Genomic DNA, 19028 nt, shown 5'->3' on the forward strand with positions numbered 1-19028 from the left:
GTGTTTTTGCTATAAGTAATTTCAAAAAATAGAGCACAAAAAAAATCGCCTAAATAAATTTAGACGATTTTAGTAAATAATAATTTTAAGATAAAAAATTATAGTTTATCTGCTTCTTTTTTAATTGCATTCGCAGCATCTTTAACACCATCTTTTGTAGCATCAACTGCTTTTTTAGCACCATCTTCTACTTTGTTAGCAGCATCTTTAGCTCCATCTTTTACAGCGTTAGCTCCATCTTTAATAGCTTCTCCAGTTGCATCAACTGCGTTTCCAGCAGCATCAACAGCATCACTTGCAGCATCTCCAACAGCTTCTCCAGCGTTTTCAATTGCATCACCTGTAGCATCTACAGCATCTCCAGTAGCATCTGCAGCATTTTCTACAGCGTCTCCTACAGAATCAGCTCCTTCTTTAACTTCTCTACAAGAAGTAAACGTTACGCTTAATGCTAATAATAAAGCAGCGCTTAGTAATAATTTTTTCATTTGTTTTAGTGTTTAAATTAAATTAGGTTGTGAAATTACTATTTTGAAAATTAATTTTAACATTTTCAAATCATATTTTTAACATTTTTTTGACAAAATACACGAACTTCAGTTTAAATACGTAAAAAATCGAGTATTTGGACTACGGCACCTTTATTTTTATTTATATAATTAAAATTATTCTCTCCATATTTGGTTCTTTGCGCTTTGTTTTCAACGAATAAATTTAGCGCAGTAGTAAGTTCTTTTTCATTAGAAATAGAAGCCATACCAACATTGTTAATCATAGTTTGAGCCTCAGGGAATTTTATGTGATTTTTTCCTATTATTATTGGTACTCCAAAAACGGCTGCCTCTAGTGTGTTGTGTAAACCTGTTGTTCCCATTGCTCCACCAACATATGCGATATCAGCATAATTATAGACTTTAGTTAATAAACCAATAGTATCTAATATTAGAACTTGATAGTTATTAAGTTTTTTTCCTTCTTTCTCAGAAAATAAGACACAATCCTTAGAGATGCTCCTTTTTAAAGCCTCAATTTGTGTCGTCTTTATATTATGTGGAGCAATAATAAATTTTAGGTGTTTATTTGCTTCAGTGTTAATATAATTCACAATTAGTTTTTCATCATCTGGCCAAGAGCTTCCTATTACTACGCATAAATGATCTCCTTTAAATTCTGAAACAAAACCTAAAGTATTGTCTTGTTTTAATTGGTTTGATACACGATCAAACCTCGTGTCACCAGAAACGGTTATATTATTGTAACCAATTTTTTCTAGTAGTTTTTTGGAAGTTTCATTTTGAGTAAAAATATGTTCAAAAGCGAATAAAGCTTCTTTGGTGTGTTTGCCATACCATTTAAAAAAGGATTGATTTTCTCTAAACACAGCCGAAATCAATACAGCCTTTAATTGTCTTCTTTTTAATTCATTTAGTAGGTTTGGCCATATTTCGTATTTTACAAAAATGGTTAACTCAGGATTCACGATGTCTAAAAAGTGTTTAGCATTCGTTTTGCTGTCTAACGGAAGATAAACCACAACATCTGCAAAAGGAGTGTTTTTTCTTATCTCGTAACCAGAAGGCGAGAAAAAAGATAAAACAATTTTATGCTTTGGGTAATCTTTTCGTAATTCTGTAAAAACTGGCAAGCCTTGCTCATATTCACCTAAAGATGCGCAATGAAACCATAATGTTTTATCATCTGTAGCAATAGTTGCCTTTAATTTATTAAATGTTTGCGCGCGACCTTGTACACCAAGTTTTATTTTAGTGTTAAAATTCGCGATAATTTTTAGTAAAAAATCAGCAATTAAGATTCCAAAAGAGTACAATAAATTCAATTTAAAAAATGCTTTGTGCTAAAATACATAATTCATTGTTTAGCATTTACGAATTTTGTAATTTCGTTAACTTAATCAGCAGGTGTAAACATTATTTTGAGAATGTTTATTTCAATCTTAGATACTATTCCAATGAAAAAAATACAAATGGTTGACTTAAAAGGTCAATACGCCGAAATAAAAAAAGAGGTTAACGACTCTATACAAGAAGTTTTAGAAACTACAGCCTTTGTAAATGGACCTATGGTTCACGAATTTCAAAAAAACTTAGAAGAATATTTAGGTGTTAAGCATGTAATACCATGTGCAAACGGAACAGATGCATTGCAAATTGCAATGATGGGATTAGGTCTGAAACCAGGAGACGAGGTTATCACAGCCGATTTTACTTTCGCTGCAACTGTAGAGGTAATTGCACTTTTAAACTTAACACCAGTTTTAGTAGATGTAAATCCAGACGATTTTAATATAAATATTGAAGCCGTTAAAAAAGCAATTACGCCAAAAACAAAAGCAATTGTACCAGTACATTTATTTGGACAATGCGCTAATATGGAGGCATTAATGGCTTTGGCAAAAGAGCATAATTTATACGTAATAGAAGATAACGCTCAAGGTATTGGAGCAAAATATACTAATAGTAAAGGAGAAAAAGCCATGTCAGGAACTATTGGTCATGTCGCTTCAACCTCTTTTTTTCCATCAAAAAACTTAGGTTGTTATGGAGATGGTGGCGCAATTTTTACAAATGATGACGATCTAGCACACGTAATTAGAGGTATTGTAAACCATGGCATGTACAAACGTTATCATCATGATGTTGTAGGCGTAAACTCTCGTTTAGACTCTATTCAAGCAGCAGTTTTAAATGCTAAATTAGCACATTTAGACACTTATAATAGTAAACGTAAAGATGCAGCTAGAGCATACAACAAAGCATTTGCAAGACATTCAAAAATTATTACACCAAAAACGGTAAATAATTGCGATGGCATTTGCGATACGTGCGATTGCCACGTGTTCCACCAATACACACTAAAAATAATCGATGCAGACAGAGACGCATTGGCGCAACACTTAAACGACAATCAAATTCCTTGTGGTGTGTACTATCCAATACCATTACATAAGCAAAAAGCGTATGCAGATTCGAGGTATAACGAAGCAGATTTTCCAGTAACTAACCAACTAATTAAAGAGGTTATTTCGTTGCCAATGCATACCGAATTAAATCAAGAACAAATAGATTTTATTGCAAAAACAGTAATAGATTTTATAGATAATAATTAATTTATTTTGGGCAAGACTTTTGGTTTTTAATAACCAAAAGTCAGGCTGTCCACTATATCTTTTTTGCTGAAAAAGCAAAAAAGGATGCCGTTTCCATCCTTCTCGCGAGACTAGAAGCGGCAATAAAACTGAATGTTTAAATCTTTTAAAATTTAAAAAATGGCAAAAATACTAGTAACAGGAGGATTAGGTTATATTGGTTCGCATACAGTAGTTGCCTTGCAAGAAGCAGGTTTCAAGGTCGTAATTGTAGATAACCTATCGAACGCTTCAATTAAAGTCTTAGATGGTATTCTAGCTATAACAGGGAAATTACCGGAATTCGAGAATTTCGATTTAAGAGATAAACATAAAACACAACAATTTTTAAAAAAACACGAAGATATTTCTGGAGTGATTCATTTTGCAGCAAGCAAAGCAGTAGGAGAGAGCGTAGAAAATCCGTTATTATATTACGAGAATAATGTAAACACTTTAATCTATTTACTTCAAGAACTAAACAAAAAGGACAATGCTAATTTTATCTTTAGTTCGTCATGTACAGTTTACGGTCAAGCAGATGTAATGCCAATTACAGAAGAAGCACCAATAAAACAAGCCGAATCCCCATACGGAAACACAAAGCAAATAGGAGAAGCTATTATTAAGGACACTTGTAAAGCGAACAAAAATGTTAACGCCATTGCTTTACGTTATTTTAATCCTATTGGAGCACATAAATCTTCTAAAATTGGAGAATTACCAATTGGAGTGCCACAAAACTTAGTACCATATATTACGCAAACAGGAGCAGGGATACGTGAGCAATTATCTGTTTTTGGAGATGATTACCCAACAACAGATGGAACATGCGTGCGTGATTACATACATGTAGTAGATCTAGCTAATGCACATTTAGTAGCACTACAGCGATTACTAGATAAAGAGAATCAGAATAATTTTGAGGTTTTTAATTTAGGAACAGGAACAGGTAGTTCTGTATTAGAGGTAATTAAATCTTTCGAGCGTGTTTCTAATAAAAACTTAAACTATAAAATTGTAGAACGACGAGAAGGAGATATTGTTTCTGCTTTTGCAGATACAAAGAAGGCGAACTCTGTTTTAGGTTGGAAAGCAAAATCTACTTTAGACGATGCGATGGATTCTGCATGGAAATGGCAGCAAACACTGTAATTTCCATTATCATATCCTAAAAATTAGTTACAACTCCTTACGAGTATAATAACGTTATGAGTGTATTTCTGTCGATGTGGTATTAATATATTGATTAACAAAGGATTAACTCGTTAAATTTGTGATTAGCCTTATATCTTAGTTTCTTTGTTGTTAATGAAATAGATATTATGAAACTGATACAAGTAGAAAGAGTAACAAAACAAGAAAACAGATTCGCTCCTAAAATGGGACGATTAAACGCTAAGGTAACTTACATTAAAAAGAAGTTTCTAGGGATTTCGGTTAAGACTTTACACAAATACAGAGAAACGTATTATGGTGAAGTTAAAGATTGCGAAGATTGCGTTTTAGCAAAATAAACTTTAAAGCATAAAAAAATCCCGATATAATTATCGGGATTTTTTTATGCTTTTTTATTTATAAAATTTGCGAGAATAAGTAATCCCATTCCAGTCATTACAGAAACGTCTGCTAGGTTAAAAATACCAGTTCTAAAGACACCACCTAAGTCTATGTGCCAGAAATCTGTTACTTGACCGTAAAGTATGCGATCGTATAAATTAGCCATTCCTCCACCTATAATAGAACAGAATCCTATAAGAGAAAATTTATCTAATGTTTTATCTCTAAAAATATGAAAGAGTACTAATGTTAGTACAACAATTGGTAAAACATTAAGTAATATTATTTTTAAAACAGGACTGAAATCACTTCCCAAACCTAAAAAGGCTCCTTTGTTTTCTACATTGTGTAAAGTGAAATAGTCGCCAAGAATTTCAGAATTACTTCCTGCGGCAACATTTGCTCTCACCCAGAATTTTGAAACCTGATCTAAAGTAATATTGAATATAATTATTAAAACAATAAATAACGTTCTGTTTTTTTTCATGTGTCTATATCTATTTTTTTCAAAGGTCACATGCTGTTCGCTATTAATCATTCTCTTGAGTGATAAAATTTTTAACATGCTCGTTTCATAATTAAGAAGCGCTTTCTATTGTAGCAGAAGCTGTTTGAGCTTCTCTATTTATTTTCCTTACTAAGCCTTGTAATACTTTTCCAGGACCAACTTCTGTAAATAAAGTTGCACCATCTGCAATCATTTGTTCTACGGTTTGTGTCCAGCGCACAGGAGCTGTTAATTGTGAAATTAAATTAGCTTTAATTTCAGCTTCATTAATAATTGCGCTAGCTGTTACGTTTTGGTAAATTGGGCAATTAGGTTTACTAAAAGTTGTGCTTTCTATTGCCGCAGCAAGTTCTTCGCGAGCAGGTTCCATCATTGGTGAGTGAAATGCGCCTCCAACTGGAAGCACTAAAGCGCGTCTTGCTCCAGCTTCTTTTAGAGCTTCACAAGCTCTATTTATTGCATCAACTTCTCCAGAAATAACTAATTGTCCTGGACAGTTGTAATTTGCTGCAACAACAATTCCTTTAGTTTCTGCACATATTTTTTCAACTATATTATCTTCTAAACCTAAAACAGCAGCCATTGTACTTGGTTGTATTTCGCAAGCCTTTTGCATTGCTAAAGCACGCTGCGAAACTAAACGTAAACCATCTTCAAAAGTTAAGGCTCCATTTGCAACTAATGCAGAGAATTCTCCAAGAGAATGTCCTGCAACCATATCTGGCTTAAAGCTTTTACCTAGAGTTTTTGCTAATATTACTGAGTGTAAAAAGATAGCTGGTTGTGTAACTTTTGTTTCTTTTAAGGCTTCTGCAGTACCTTCAAACATTATATCTGTAATGTTGAAACCTAAAATGCCATTGGCATCTTCGAATAAGTGTTGAGCTTCTGGTGAGTTTTCGTATAAGTCTAAGCCCATTCCTGAGAATTGAGCACCTTGACCAGGAAATATATATGCTTTCATTTGTTTAAATTTGAATGACAAAAATAGGAATAAATTCTTTAAAAAGAGGATAGACTGCTTTGCTTTTAGAGCTTAGAAAATAGATGTGATTATTTCTATCGTTTAAAAATATTATTTCATTGATGATTCTTGTCTTTATATCTTTTTTTTTAAAGCGAAGCGATTTTATTCTATTTATAACCCAACAACAGCTGCCTCTGCACAACGTTCGCCATCCATAGCAGCACTAATAATACCGCCAGCATAGCCACCACCTTCACCACAAGGGAATAAGTTAGATATTTCTGGATGTTCTAAAGTTTCATTTCTTGGTATGTTAACAGGAGAAGAAGTTCTAGATTCTACACCTATAACATTCGCTTCTTCGGTATAATAACCATTCATTTTTCTACCAAAAGCTTCAAAACCTTTTCTTAATCTTCCACCAATTAATTTTGGTAATAGAGAGTGTAGTGGAGCACTGTTTAAACCAGGTTGGTAAGACGTATCATTTAGAGAACTTGATAAATTACCTTGAACAAAATCTGTTAAACGTTGTGCAGGTGCAGCTTGAGTTCTTCCACCAGAAGTAAAGGCAATGCGTTCTAAGTTTTTTTGATATTCTAAACCTTTTAAAGCCCCAAATTTCTCGTACTTAGGAATGTCTTTATCCACATTAATTTCTACTACAATACCAGAATTAGCGTATTTGTTATTACGTCTAGAAGGAGACATGCCATTAACAACCACTTCACCATTTGCAGTTGCTGCAGGCACAATAAATCCTCCTGGACACATACAAAAAGAATACACACCACGATCTTTTACTTGTTGCACTAAACTGTAAGCTGCTGGTGGTAATAATTCGTGACGATCTCCAGAACAATGGTATTGAATAGAGTCTATAATATGTTGAGGGTGTTCTACACGAACTCCCATAGCAAAAGACTTTGCTTTTAAAGCAATTTGCTTTTTATCTAATAGATAGAAAATATCTCTAGCGGAATGTCCTGTGGCAAGAATAACACGGTCTGTAACCATTTCTGTTCCATTTTGAAGGACTACAGATTCTATCTTACTGTTTTTAATATTAAAATCGGTAACGCGTGTTTCAAAGTGTACTTCTCCACCATAGTTAATAATGTTCTCACGAATATTCTGAATGATTTTAGGTAATTTGTTTGTTCCAATATGTGGATGTGCATCTACTAAAATTTCGTCTGCTGCACCATGAAAAACTAAGTTTTCAAATATTTTTCTAACATCGCCACGTTTTAAACTTCTTGTGTAAAGCTTACCATCACTATAGGTTCCAGCTCCTCCTTCTCCAAAACAGTAGTTAGAATCTTCATCTACGTGATGATCTTGGTTTATTGCTTTTAAATCACGTCTGCGATCTTGCACATTTTTACCACGTTCTAAAACAATAGGTTTAAAGCCTAGTTCTATACAACGTAATGCTGCGTACATTCCAGCAGGACCAAAGCCAATAATGTGTATAGGTTTTGCTTTAGAAACATCTTTATAGTGAAACTGATAATCTGATTTTTCTGGTAAAGCTTCCTTAATATAAACTGATAATTTATAGTTAAGTATAATCTTTGCTTTTCTAGCATCTATAGATTTACGTAATACTTTTATTCCTGTAATATCTTCTCTACGAATACTTAAGTACTGAGCCGATTTAATTAGCAATATATCGCTACGTTCTTCGTCTTTTAAAGTTAAGCGAAGCTGAATGTCTTTTACCATGATGCAAAATTAGGGAAAAATGATGGTTTTTGAGAATTAGGTTCTTATTTCGTTTAATAATATATTGACTACTATCTTATTTTTTTTAGTTTTTCTTTTGCAATCTGTACTTTTATATGGTTCTCATCAAATTTTTCAACAAAAATATCTAATGCTTTTAAATAATAGTCTTTACCAGTGTCTAATTCTTTTTCTTTTATGAATACGTCTCCAAAAGCAATGTAAATATCTCCGAAAACATCATGTTTAGAATTAAAGAAATTATGGTTAATATTTATTGCTTTAGATAGCATTTCTTTTGCTTGAACAAAATCTTTTTGCTCTATTTTTAAAGCAGCATAATTATAATAAATAACAGCCGTAAAAGGATGGTTTTTAGTAAATATTTCTTTGTGTAGCTTTAATGTTTTATCGAATAATGAATCTGCTTTTTTGTACTCTTTTTTACTTGTTGATATTAATCCAAGACCATTTAGGGCAACAGCATAAGGTAAAGTGGATACTAAACCAAATTCTTTATTTATTTGCACTGTCTTTTTATATAGAGAATCCGATCTATTATAGTTGCTTACATAATAGTCAACATATGCGGCATTGTTTAGTAAGGTAGTTGAACTAGGTATTGTAAAGTTTATATATTCATTTGCTTTTTTAATTGAGGCATCAGAATGTATTTTTGCGAGCTTATATTTTCCTAATGTGATTTCTAACTGAGCAAGATTAGAAAGAACTTCGGGTAATTTCCAGTTATTTTCGCCAAGTGTATTATTGTATATTTCTATTACTTGATGAAACTTTTTTTCAGAGTTATTATATTCACCTATAATATTGTCTAATTGAGCTTCGGTTTTTAAATAATTGGCGAATTTTTCGCTATTCTTTCCAAAATTTTCAGTAGTGATTTTTATTCCTTTTTTTAACGTTTCCCTTGCTTTATCGTATTGACCAAGTACTGTTTTTACACGAGATAACATTAAATAACTTCCTGCAATATTTTGGTTTGAGGGTTCAACAAATTCTTTGTAACATGCTAAGCATTCAGAGAAAATTTCTTCTGCTTTATTAAATCTACTTAGCTTATAATAATAAATACCTTTATAGTAATTTATATTACATAAATCACTTGTAGAATTATCTACTAAATTATAAGTTTTATCAATATATAATTTAGCTTGTTCTAGGCTATCGGTTCTAAAGTGGTTTTTTATTAAGTCGCGATAGTTGTTAATTATTTTTTTCTTATTATCAGTGTTAATAGTGTCTCTTTTTAATATTACAATAGCACTTTTATAAAGTAAATTAGAATATTTATATGCGTTTTGTTCAGCAAGCGACTCTGCATAATTACTATAGAAAACAGCAGCATCACCATCAATGGTGTCTTTAATAGATTTGTAGTTGTCTATAGCTTCTACAAATAGAGAATCTGCTAATTCATAATTTTGTAATTCTTTATAACAAATAGCTATAATGTTTTTAGAGTAGGATTTTTCTAATTCCCAATACTCAGATTTTTTTTTATAATTATTAAGCGCATTATCTGCTTTAATGTAATAATCCAAAGCTTGTTTATACTCATGATTTTTAAAGTGATTTTTAGCATTACATCTATAAGCATCATAAAGTCCACTATAAGTTCCACTTATTTTCCAAAGTTCACTGTGATTAGATATTTCTTCCTCTGAAATTCCAATCCAAACTTTTCCTGCGTTATTTGCTTCTATTGCATATTGTATAGCTTCGTCGCATTTATTTATATTAATAGCGTTTTTGCTTTTTTCACAATAATCAAACATTAATATATTCTTTTGAAGATAATTATATCCATTGTTTAATGCATACAGGATAGTTCTATAGGGTTTAAAATTTATTGAAGTGTATGTGAAAAAAGTTGAAATGATTAATAATGTGAATGAGCGTAAGAGTATTAATTTAATTTTTTTAGAGCCTGAATTAGAATCCTTATTAAAAAATATATACCCTACTAAAAAGAGAAATAATAACCCATTCGCAATAGGAAGAAAATCGTAATATTCTTCTTTGTTTATTCGAATTAAAAAAGGTAAATTAAAAAGAGATATAGCAAGTGCAATTCCTGAGATTATGGATATTTCTTTTTTGTTTTCTTCTAATTTAAAAAACCAATAACCACCAATAAAATAGGAAGCAGATAATAACCATGTTGAAAGTGAAAACAATGCTCTGTTACCTGTGAAATCTATTAATAGAAGGGAAAATGAAACAGTAAAAATTATTAATATTATTTTTTCGTATAGTTTCATGGTGGTGATTTTTCCTTTTAGAAGCTAACTTATTCTTCTATTAACATCTATACTTTAGCCTATTTCCTCTCATAAGTCATAAATGAAAAGGAATGATTATGTTGTTCATCATTATCATGTACCTTACTTGCTGTTTCTTTCCATTGTTCCATATTAATTTCTGGAAAAAAAGTATCTGCATCGAAAGTAGAGTGTACTCTAGTTAGTTCAATTTTAGAAGCAAAAGGCATTGCTTGTTTGTAAATTTCTCCACCACCAATAATAAAAGGTTGATTATCGCTATTAGCAGCATCTATTGCATCCTCTATAGAATTCACAACTAGTACTCCTGCAGGAACTTGATAATTTTTTTGCCTTGAAATTACAACGTGTGTTCTGTTTGGTAATGGTTTTGGAAAGCTTTCAAAAGTTTTGCGTCCCATAATGATATAATGACCAGAAGTAAGTGCTTTAAAACGTTTAAGGTCGTCGCGTAAATGCCAAATAAGATCGTTGTCTTTTCCTATTTCATTGTTTTCTCCAGCAGCAACAATCATTGTTAGGTTTTTGTTAGGCTTAATTGTAGGTATTGTTATGGTTTGCGCCTCAGGTTGAATTAAGGTGCTTTTTAGTGTTTCAATTTTATCTTGTTGTTTGGCTACTAATTTTTCTATTTGCGCTTTTTCCCAATCTTTTCCCATGAATTTATTGGTAACAAATACAGTAAAGACATGATATAAAAAGAAGAATAACCAAGCAGAAATAGCAATTACAAACCAATCTAAACCAAGGATTTTAAAACCTTTCCCAATACCTAAAGCGGTATTGGCAAGAATTAGAAAGACTGCTCCAATTAAAAAGATTACAAAGTGTATGTACAATCCCTTTTTCTGTTTTACACGACGTTGCGCGTTTTCAATTAAAGCAAGTTGCTCTTGATCTATTTGTGGTTTTTGTTTCTTTTTTCCGAACATAATTTCTAATAAAGAGGTGAAGTTAAAGTTTTAATGCGAGTTTTTGTTTTTTTTATTTTAACGCAATCGTTTTCGTTTGATTATCAGTATTTTAAGCTGTTTATTTTGGTTGTCATATTATTGAAAAAGACATATTTTAATTATCTTATTCTAACAATGTGATAGTGTAATTTACTAATTTAATAATTCTTTATTAAATGTGTATTAAAGAGTTTGTTGGTAAGTTAATGTTATATAGTTTTGAGGTATAAAATATTAATAATATGGCTATTACAAAACAATTCTTAAAATCTAAACCAGTTTGTAAAGTAACTTTTACTGTATCTGCTGAAGAAGCTAATGAAGTTAACGTTGTAGGAAATTTTAATGAATGGAATACAGAAGCTACTGCATTAAAGAAATTAAAGAACGGAACTTTTAAAGGGACTGTAAATTTAGAAAAAGATAAATCTTACGAGTTTAGATATTTAGTAGATGGACAATGGAAAAACGAAGTTGAAGCTGATGCTTTTGCTTGGAGTGAGTTTGCTGCAGATGAGAACTGTGTTATTAATCTGTAATTAAGTTTTATTTAATCATTTTTTTTTCTCCTTTTTATCTCCACCTGCTACAGCAAGTTTAATGGGTAAACTATAAGATACTACAACAGGTTGCCCTTTATGTATTCCTGGTTTTATCATTTTTGGAAGCAACGCGAGAACGCGTTCTGCCTCTTTTTTGAGTTCAGGATGTGAAGCTCTTGCTTGGATTTCAATAGCCTTTCCATTTTTGTCAATTTTAAATGTAGCATGAATTCTAACATAACCTGTTGGTAAATTTAGTTTGGTTGCTAAACCAAGGTTAAATTCAGAGCCTATATGTGCGCTAATTTTACTACTCATACATCTTCTGAGTTTCGATCTAGAAAGTTTTTCATCACAACCAGGATAAATTGGTACATTCTCTATTATGGCAAAACTGACTTCATCTGAACGATAACCATATATTGGAATTAATTTATTATTAGTTCTGTCTAGTTTGAAAAATAATCTTTTTTTAATAGTCATCATAATAGTATTCCCAGAAGAATCAACAGCAGGTTTCACTTTAGGCAACTTTTCATGAATAAGCTCATAAATTTTTAAATCTAAACCATAAATTATACTATTTTTCTGAGTACGACTTCGAATGGTTTCTCCAAAATCGTCATATCTAATTGAAGTGAATACAGAGATTGTGTCTCTTTTACTTGTAGTAATGAAATCTTCAACGGATTTTCTATCAAGTGTATTTACTATAAAATCTTGAAGTTTCATTTCATAACAAAGCTCATTGTTTTCAACATCATCACAACCTTCAAAAATTACAAATGATTTTCTGATTTCATAATTATTATCTTGCGAATGAATGGTTAAAGTAAATATTAGAAGGCTTATTAAAAATAGGTTTTTCATCGTTTTAATTTAAATAGCCACAGCTCCTTTAATATGTGGATGTGGATTGTAATCTTCCAAAGTAAAATCTTCAAATTTAAAATCGAAGATATCTTTAATCTCTGGATTTAGTTTCATTTTTGGTAATGGTCTGCAATCTCGAGACAATTGTAATTCTAATTGTTCTTTATGGTTATTATAAATATGAGCATCTCCAAATGTGTGTATAAACTCACCAGCTTCGTATCCACAAACCTGAGCCATCATCATGGTAAACAAAGCGTAAGAAGCAATGTTAAAAGGTACGCCTAAGAAGATATCTGCACTACGTTGGTATAATTGGCAAGATAATTTCCCATTTGCTACATAAAACTGAAAGAACGCATGGCAAGGCGGTAAAGCCGCTTTTCCATTAGCTACATTCTCATCGAAAGATTTTGAAGTGTCTGGTAATACTGAAGGATTCCATGCAGAAACCAACATTCTACGACTATTTGGATTGTTTTTTAAAGTCTCTATAACTTCTGTTATTTGATCTACTTCGTCACTATTCCAATTACGCCATTGATGACCATAAACAGGACCTAAGTCTCCATTTTTATCTGCCCAAGAATTCCATATTTTAACACCGTTTTCGGTTAAGTAGTCAATATTAGTATCTCCTTTTAAAAACCATAGTAGTTCGTAAATAATAGATTTTAAATGTAATTTTTTTGTGGTAACCATTGGGAAACCTTCACTTAAATCGAAACGTAATTGGTAACCAAAAACACTTTTTGTTCCTGTTCCTGTTCTATCTCCTTTTTCGTTTCCGTTTTCTAAAACGTGTTTTACTAGCTCGTGGTATTGTTTCATGTTCACTTCCCACGAAAGTGGGAATCTTTTTTAATTAACTATAATATTAATGAATTGATATTCTTCGCTGTGCTCTGAATGACAAAACTATGTTGAATTGAAGCTCTTATTTATATTAAAATTTATCCGTGGCGATTCGCCACTAGCCAATTATCATTCCAGCAATAGTAGCCGAAATTAATGAAGCAATTGTTCCTCCAATTAAGGCTTTCATTCCGAACTTAGACAATTGTTTACGTTGTCCAGGAGCTAAAGAACCAATACCACCAATTTGAATTCCTATTGAGGCAAAGTTTGCAAAACCGCATAACATATAAGTTGCCATGATTACAGATTTCTCGTAAGTTAGGTGTGTAGCGTTTGCTACATTTTTAAGTTCTGCTAACTGTATGTATCCTATAAACTCACTTGCAGCTAATTTAATACCTAAAAGCTGACCCATTAAAGCCATGTCTTCTTTTGCAACACCTATTAACCACATTAATGGTGCGAAAATGTAACCTAGAATAAATTCTAATGATAAACTATTGTAAGGCGTGTTTGCTGCTATAACTTCGTTCAAGGAAGTAAAATGCCAATCGATATTTAATGCTTCAATTGCAAAACCATTAAATCCTGCAATTCCTCCTAAAACGCCATTAATCATTGCTATAAAAGCAACAAAAACTAGTAGCATTGCACCAACATTTACAGCAAGCCTTAAACCTTCTGTTGTTCCGTTAGCAATGGCTTCAAGTATATTAGAGCCAATTTTTTCTTGAGATACTTTTACATCTGTATTTACTTCTTCAGTTTGAGGAAATAATATTTTAGAGATAACAATTGCACCAGGTGCAGCCATTACAGATGCTGCTAATAAATGCTTAGCGTAAAAAAGTTGTAATGCTTCGTCTTCACCTCCTAAAAACCCAATATATGCTGCTAATACAGCTCCAGCTACGGTTGCCATACCACCAATCATGACTAAGAGTATTTCGGACTTATTCATTTTTTCTAAATACGCCTTTATTAAAAGTGGTGCTTCAGTTTGCCCTAAAAAGATGTTTCCAGCGACACTCAAGCTTTCTGCTCCAGAAATACCTAATACTTTAGTTAGTAATAATCCCATTAGTTTTACTACTTTTTGAATAATCCCTAAATAAAATAATACAGAAGTTAAAGCTGAAAAGAATATAATTGTAGGTAGTACTTGAAAAGCGAAAATAAACCCAAAAGAAGTAACATCTAACATGCCGCCAAATAAGAACTCACTTCCTGCTTGTGTGTAGCTTAATAGTTCTATAAAACCTTTACCTATAAATTCGAATATTGTTTTTACAAAACTAACTTTTAAAACACCTATGGCTATTATTAATTGAAGCACTAAGCCTAAACCAACAGTTTTCCAATTGATGCCTTTACGGTTACTACTAAATAAGAAGGCAACAAATAAAAGTGTAATCATTCCTAAAACACCACGCCATAGACTTCCAAGAGAAAAACCTTGACTAGGTATTATTGAGCCCCTTTCTGGTTTTGTAGCGTCTACAACTGCAACATTCTCTTCTGTAATAGTGGTTGGTGATGTGTAATTATAGACGTTATTCTTATTCTTAATTACTAAAGTAGAATCTGTGAGTTCTGTTATTTTATAATGTCTAATAGAATTAGAAGTATCATTATGGTAAAATACCAGTAAATTATTTTGATATATATAGTCTCCTTTTACAGCTTGAATAGAATCTCCAGTAAAAGCAAATTCACCTGCATTAAGTTCTAAGTTTTTAAAATTACTTGTAGGAGATTGAGATATCCATTTTTTTTCTAAGTCTTGTCCAAAAACGGTAGTTATTCCAAAAAAAATAGCTGCGATAGCTAGTAGTAAATTTTTAATCATAAGGTTAGCGTTTAGAAATCTCGTCACGAATTTTTGCTGCAGTTTCGTAGTCTTCATTTTCTACAGCTTCGTCTAGTAAATTATTTAATTCTTCTAAAGAGTGTGAGTTGTAATCGTCTGTATCAACAAGCTCTAGTTCTTCATTTATAATGTCTTCAATTAAAATACTGTCTTCATCTTCTTCATCTTTATTTGGGTCTACTTTTAAATAGATTCCAGCTTTGTCTAAGATGTTTTTGTAAGTAAATATTGGTGCTTTAAAACGTAGCGCTAATGCTATTGCATCGCTAGTTCTTGCATCAATTATTTCTTCAATTTTATCACGTTCACAAATAAGGCTCGAATAGAAAACACCATCTACTAGTTTGTGGATGATAACTTGTTTTACGACAATATCAAACCTATCGGCAAAATTTTTAAATAAATCGTGAGTAAGTGGTCGTGGTGGACGAATTTCTTTTTCAAGAGCTATCGCAATAGATTGAGCTTCGAAGGCACCAATTACTATTGGTAGTTTGCGTTCGCCATCTACCTCATTTAATATTAAAGCGTACGCGCCATTTTGTGTCTGGCTGTACGATATTCCTTTTATCTTTAGTCTAACTAAACTCATAAATATTTTAATCAAAAAAAAGCGGTTTAAATTGTAAAATAGAATTTAAACCGCTTTTTTACGAGCACAATTTATAAAAAATTAAGCGTTTGCCGCTTTAAATGCTTTTAATTTTTCAATAAGTGCAGGTACAACTTCAAAAGCATCACCAACAACACCATAATCTGCAGCCTTAAAGAAAGGTGCTTCTGGATCTGTATTAATAACAACTTTTACTTTACTTGCGTTAATTCCTGCTAAATGTTGAATGGCTCCTGAAATACCAATTGCAATATATAAATTTGCAGCTACTGGTTTTCCTGTTTGCCCAACGTGTTCGCTGTGTGGTCTCCATCCTAAATCACTAACAGGTTTAGAACAAGCAGTTGCAGCTCCAAGAACTCCTGCTAATTCTTCTATCATTCCCCAGTTTTCTGGACCTTTTAATCCACGACCTGCCGAAACTACTATTTCTGCATCAGCAATGGTTACTGTATCTGTAGCTTTATCTACAGACTGTACTGTTACTCCAGCTTCTGGAAGTGTAGGAGCGAAGTCTTCAGATGTTGCACTTGCGCTACTTTCAACTAATCCAAAAGAATTGTTAGAAAGGCCTACTACTTTTACATCTGTATTAATAGTTGTAATATTAAAGGCTTTGTTTGTAAAAGCCGTACGTTTTACTGTAAAAGGAGAAGTACTTGATGGTGCTTCCATAACATTAGAAGCATAACCTGCATCTAATCCTACTGCTAATAGAGGTGCTAAATATTTGCTATCTGCACTTTGGCTAACCACAACTACTTTTGCGCCTTCTTTTTCTGCTGCTTGTTTTATAACTGCTGCATAAGATTTTGCACTAAATTTTTCTAAAGCAGAATTTGTAACATTCAATATTTTGTCTACTCCGTAGTTTGCTAATTCACTTGTGTCTGCTGCATTAACTGTTACAGCTGTAACAGTAGTCCCTAATTGAGTAGCAACTGCTTTGGCATAAGAAGCAACCTCTAAGGCTGTTTTCTTAAATTTTCCATTTTCTGATTCTGTATATACTAAAACTGACATATAAATCTATTTTTTTTCCTATCCCAACCCTTTCCAAAGGAAAGGGCTTGAAACGTTAATATTATTTTCTTGTTTTCCAACTCAGTTTCCCTCCTTTGGAGAGATTAAGGGAGGAACTATATAACTTTTGCTTCGTTATGAAGTAAGTTCACTAACTCATCTAAGTTTCCTGCATCTACTAAAGTAACTGCTCCTTTAGGTGCTGGTTTTTCAAATTTAATTGAAGCTGTTTCTGGTTCAGCATTAGCTGCATCAACAACATTTAAAGGTTTTTTACGTGCCATCATAATACCTCTCATATTAGGAATTCGTAAATCACTTTCTTCAACTAAACCTTTTTGTCCACCAATAACCAACGGTAAACTTGTTGCAACAGTTTCTTTGCCACCATCAATCTCTCTAGTAGCTGTAGCGTTTGTGCCTTCAACCTCTAGGTTAATACAGTTGGTAACAAAATTTGCACCTGTTAATTCAGCTAACATTCCTGGAACCATTCCTCCATTATAATCAATAGATTCACGACCAGCAATTACTAAATCGTAACCACCATCTTTTACCACTTTAGCTAATTCTTTAGCAACTTGAAAACCATCTTTAGCTTCTGTGTTAACTCTAATTGCAGAATCTGCACCAATAGCTAAAGCTTTACGTAAAGTAGGTTCAGTTTCTGCACCACCAACATTTACAACATCTACACTTGCACCTTGCTTTTCTTTAAACCACATGGCACGTGTTAAACCAAACTCATCGTTAGGGTTTATTACATATTGAACACCGTTTGTGTCGAATTTTGAATCACCATCAGTAAAATTAATTTTCGATGTAGTGTCAGGAACGTGACTTATACACACTAATATTTTCATATTTATTATAATTAAATTAAGACTATTTTGTTTGTGAAGCCCTCTACTCAATCGTTATCGTTAAATGCTTCAGTTTTTCAGGATACGAAGATAATTATTTTATTCTGAAAAAGTACTATGCGTGCATAATAAATTTTAAATAAAAACTGTATTATTAGTTTAGAGTTATCCTTATTTTTGTTTTTCAATTTTATAAAGTAATATGAAAACAATTCAATTTAGAGAAGCTATATGTGAGGCCATGAGTGAAGAAATGCGCAGAGATGAAAGCATTTACTTAATGGGAGAAGAAGTAGCAGAATATAATGGTGCTTATAAAGCATCTAAAGGTATGTTAGAAGAATTTGGTGCAAAGCGTGTTATAGATACACCAATTGCAGAACTTGGTTTTGCAGGTATTGCTATTGGTTCTACCATGACAGGAAATAGACCAATTGTAGAATACATGACCTTTAACTTCTCTTTAGTTGGTATAGATCAAATTATAAATAATGCTGCTAAAATTAGACAAATGTCTGGTGGACAGCTTAAGTGCCCAATTGTTTTTAGAGGTCCAACTGGATCTGCTGGGCAATTAGGAGCAACGCATTCTCAGGCTTTCGAGAGCTGGTTCGCTAACACTCCAGGTTTAAAAGTTGTTGTGCCATCTAACCCTTACGATGCAAAAGGGCTTTTAAAATCTGCAATTCGTGATGACGATCCAGTTATTTTTATGGAGAGTGAACAAATGTATGGTGATAAAGGCGAAGTGCCAGAAGGAGAATATACAATACCATTAGGTGTTGCCGAAATAAAAAGAGAAGGTACAGATGTAACTATAGTGTCTTTTGGTAAAATTATAAAAGAAGCATATAAAGCTGCAGACGAGTTAGCAAAAGATGGTATTTCTTGTGAAATTATAGATTTGCGTACAGTAAGACCTTTAGATAAAGAAGCAATTTTAAAATCTGTAAAGAAAACTAATCGTTTAGTTGTTTTAGAAGAAGCTTGGCCTTTTGGTAACGTTTCTACAGAGATTACATATATTGTTCAGTCTGAAGCTTTCGATTATTTAGATGCTCCAGTGGTAAAAATTAATACAGCAGATACGCCTGCACCATATTCTCCAGTATTATTAGCAGAATGGTTACCAGATTATACAGAGGTAATTAAAGCTGTTAAAAAGGTGATGTACAAATAGAAAAAATAAAAATAGTTTTATATCAAACTTCATTAGCACAAT

Annotated in this window: 18 protein-coding genes; 5 read left to right on the plus strand and 13 right to left on the minus strand. The window is 32.3% G+C overall.

Annotation, left to right across the window (positions count from 1 at the left end):
• Positions 1 to 98 precede the first annotated feature (98 nt).
• The gene (locus CW733_RS14900) at positions 99 to 488 is read right to left on the minus strand and encodes a hypothetical protein (RefSeq protein WP_100998088.1); all 390 of its coding nucleotides are present in this window, start codon (positions 486 to 488) and stop codon (positions 99 to 101) included.
• Positions 489 to 601: 113 nt separating this feature from the next.
• Positions 602 to 1837: a 3-deoxy-D-manno-octulosonic acid transferase gene (locus CW733_RS14905; protein ID WP_100998090.1), complete on the minus strand. Its 1236-nt coding sequence runs from the start codon at positions 1835 to 1837 to the stop codon at positions 602 to 604.
• A 132-nt stretch (positions 1838 to 1969) separates the two neighbouring features.
• Between CW733_RS14905 and CW733_RS14910 the strand changes: the two genes are divergently transcribed.
• The 3 genes from CW733_RS14910 (at position 1970) to CW733_RS14920 (ending at position 4662) form a co-directional block, all read left to right on the plus strand.
• The gene (locus tag CW733_RS14910) at positions 1970 to 3127 is read left to right on the plus strand and encodes a DegT/DnrJ/EryC1/StrS aminotransferase family protein (protein ID WP_100998870.1); all 1158 of its coding nucleotides are present in this window, start codon (positions 1970 to 1972) and stop codon (positions 3125 to 3127) included.
• A gap of 159 nt (positions 3128 to 3286) precedes the next feature.
• Positions 3287 to 4300: a UDP-glucose 4-epimerase GalE gene (gene galE / locus CW733_RS14915; protein ID WP_100998092.1), complete on the plus strand. Its 1014-nt coding sequence runs from the start codon at positions 3287 to 3289 to the stop codon at positions 4298 to 4300.
• Between the two features lie 170 nt (positions 4301 to 4470).
• Positions 4471 to 4662 carry a hypothetical protein gene (locus tag CW733_RS14920; protein ID WP_055435607.1) on the plus strand — a complete coding sequence of 64 codons (192 nt, stop codon included), beginning with the start codon at positions 4471 to 4473 and terminating at the stop codon, positions 4660 to 4662.
• 44 nt (positions 4663 to 4706) lie between these two features.
• Here CW733_RS14920 and lspA read toward each other — a convergent pair whose 3' ends face one another.
• The 5 genes from lspA to CW733_RS14945 form a co-directional block, all read right to left on the minus strand.
• Positions 4707 to 5192, minus strand: a complete 486-nt coding sequence (lspA, locus tag CW733_RS14925) for a signal peptidase II (protein ID WP_100998094.1) — start codon at positions 5190 to 5192, stop codon at positions 4707 to 4709.
• Between the two features lie 91 nt (positions 5193 to 5283).
• Positions 5284 to 6177 carry an ACP S-malonyltransferase gene (fabD, locus tag CW733_RS14930; protein WP_100998096.1) on the minus strand — a complete coding sequence of 298 codons (894 nt, stop codon included), beginning with the start codon at positions 6175 to 6177 and terminating at the stop codon, positions 5284 to 5286.
• A gap of 174 nt (positions 6178 to 6351) precedes the next feature.
• A complete protein-coding gene (locus CW733_RS14935; protein WP_100998097.1) occupies positions 6352 to 7908 on the minus strand; it encodes an NAD(P)/FAD-dependent oxidoreductase in 1557 nt (518 codons plus the stop codon).
• A 71-nt stretch (positions 7909 to 7979) separates the two neighbouring features.
• A complete protein-coding gene (locus tag CW733_RS14940; RefSeq protein WP_100998098.1) occupies positions 7980 to 10190 on the minus strand; it encodes a tetratricopeptide repeat protein in 2211 nt (736 codons plus the stop codon).
• Between the two features lie 59 nt (positions 10191 to 10249).
• Positions 10250 to 11143 (minus strand): dihydrofolate reductase, encoded by an 894-nt coding sequence (locus tag CW733_RS14945; RefSeq protein WP_100998099.1) that lies wholly within the window; start codon positions 11141 to 11143, stop codon positions 10250 to 10252.
• Between the two features lie 263 nt (positions 11144 to 11406).
• Here CW733_RS14945 and CW733_RS14950 point away from each other — a divergent pair, with 263 nt between their 5' ends.
• Positions 11407 to 11703, plus strand: a complete 297-nt coding sequence (locus CW733_RS14950; RefSeq protein WP_100998100.1) for an isoamylase early set domain-containing protein — start codon at positions 11407 to 11409, stop codon at positions 11701 to 11703.
• Positions 11704 to 11718: 15 nt separating this feature from the next.
• Here CW733_RS14950 and CW733_RS14955 read toward each other — a convergent pair whose 3' ends face one another.
• The 6 genes from CW733_RS14955 to CW733_RS14980 all read right to left on the minus strand — a co-directional run bounded on the left by CW733_RS14955 (position 11719) and on the right by CW733_RS14980 (position 17806).
• A complete protein-coding gene (locus CW733_RS14955) occupies positions 11719 to 12576 on the minus strand; it encodes a hypothetical protein (RefSeq protein ID WP_100998101.1) in 858 nt (285 codons plus the stop codon).
• A 9-nt stretch (positions 12577 to 12585) separates the two neighbouring features.
• Positions 12586 to 13410 (minus strand): thymidylate synthase, encoded by an 825-nt coding sequence (locus tag CW733_RS14960; RefSeq protein ID WP_100998105.1) that lies wholly within the window; start codon positions 13408 to 13410, stop codon positions 12586 to 12588.
• Positions 13411 to 13552: 142 nt separating this feature from the next.
• Positions 13553 to 15286: a NupC/NupG family nucleoside CNT transporter gene (locus tag CW733_RS14965; protein ID WP_100998106.1), complete on the minus strand. Its 1734-nt coding sequence runs from the start codon at positions 15284 to 15286 to the stop codon at positions 13553 to 13555.
• A 4-nt stretch (positions 15287 to 15290) separates the two neighbouring features.
• The gene (locus tag CW733_RS14970) at positions 15291 to 15899 is read right to left on the minus strand and encodes a bifunctional nuclease family protein (protein ID WP_100998107.1); all 609 of its coding nucleotides are present in this window, start codon (positions 15897 to 15899) and stop codon (positions 15291 to 15293) included.
• A gap of 81 nt (positions 15900 to 15980) precedes the next feature.
• Positions 15981 to 16943, minus strand: coding sequence for an electron transfer flavoprotein subunit alpha/FixB family protein (locus tag CW733_RS14975; RefSeq protein WP_100998108.1), 963 nt, complete (start codon positions 16941 to 16943; stop codon positions 15981 to 15983).
• Positions 16944 to 17059: 116 nt separating this feature from the next.
• Positions 17060 to 17806, minus strand: a complete 747-nt coding sequence (locus CW733_RS14980) for an electron transfer flavoprotein subunit beta/FixA family protein (RefSeq protein WP_100998109.1) — start codon at positions 17804 to 17806, stop codon at positions 17060 to 17062.
• Between the two features lie 202 nt (positions 17807 to 18008).
• On the opposite strand from CW733_RS14980, the gene CW733_RS14985 reads away from it, so the two are divergent.
• Entirely contained in the window at positions 18009 to 18986 is a 978-nt protein-coding gene (locus tag CW733_RS14985; protein ID WP_100998111.1) for a pyruvate dehydrogenase complex E1 component subunit beta, read from the plus strand.
• The last annotated feature ends 42 nt before the right edge of the window (positions 18987 to 19028 follow it).

Source organism: Lacinutrix sp. Bg11-31 (assembly GCF_002831665.1).
In the GTDB taxonomy this organism is placed as follows: domain Bacteria; phylum Bacteroidota; class Bacteroidia; order Flavobacteriales; family Flavobacteriaceae; genus Lacinutrix.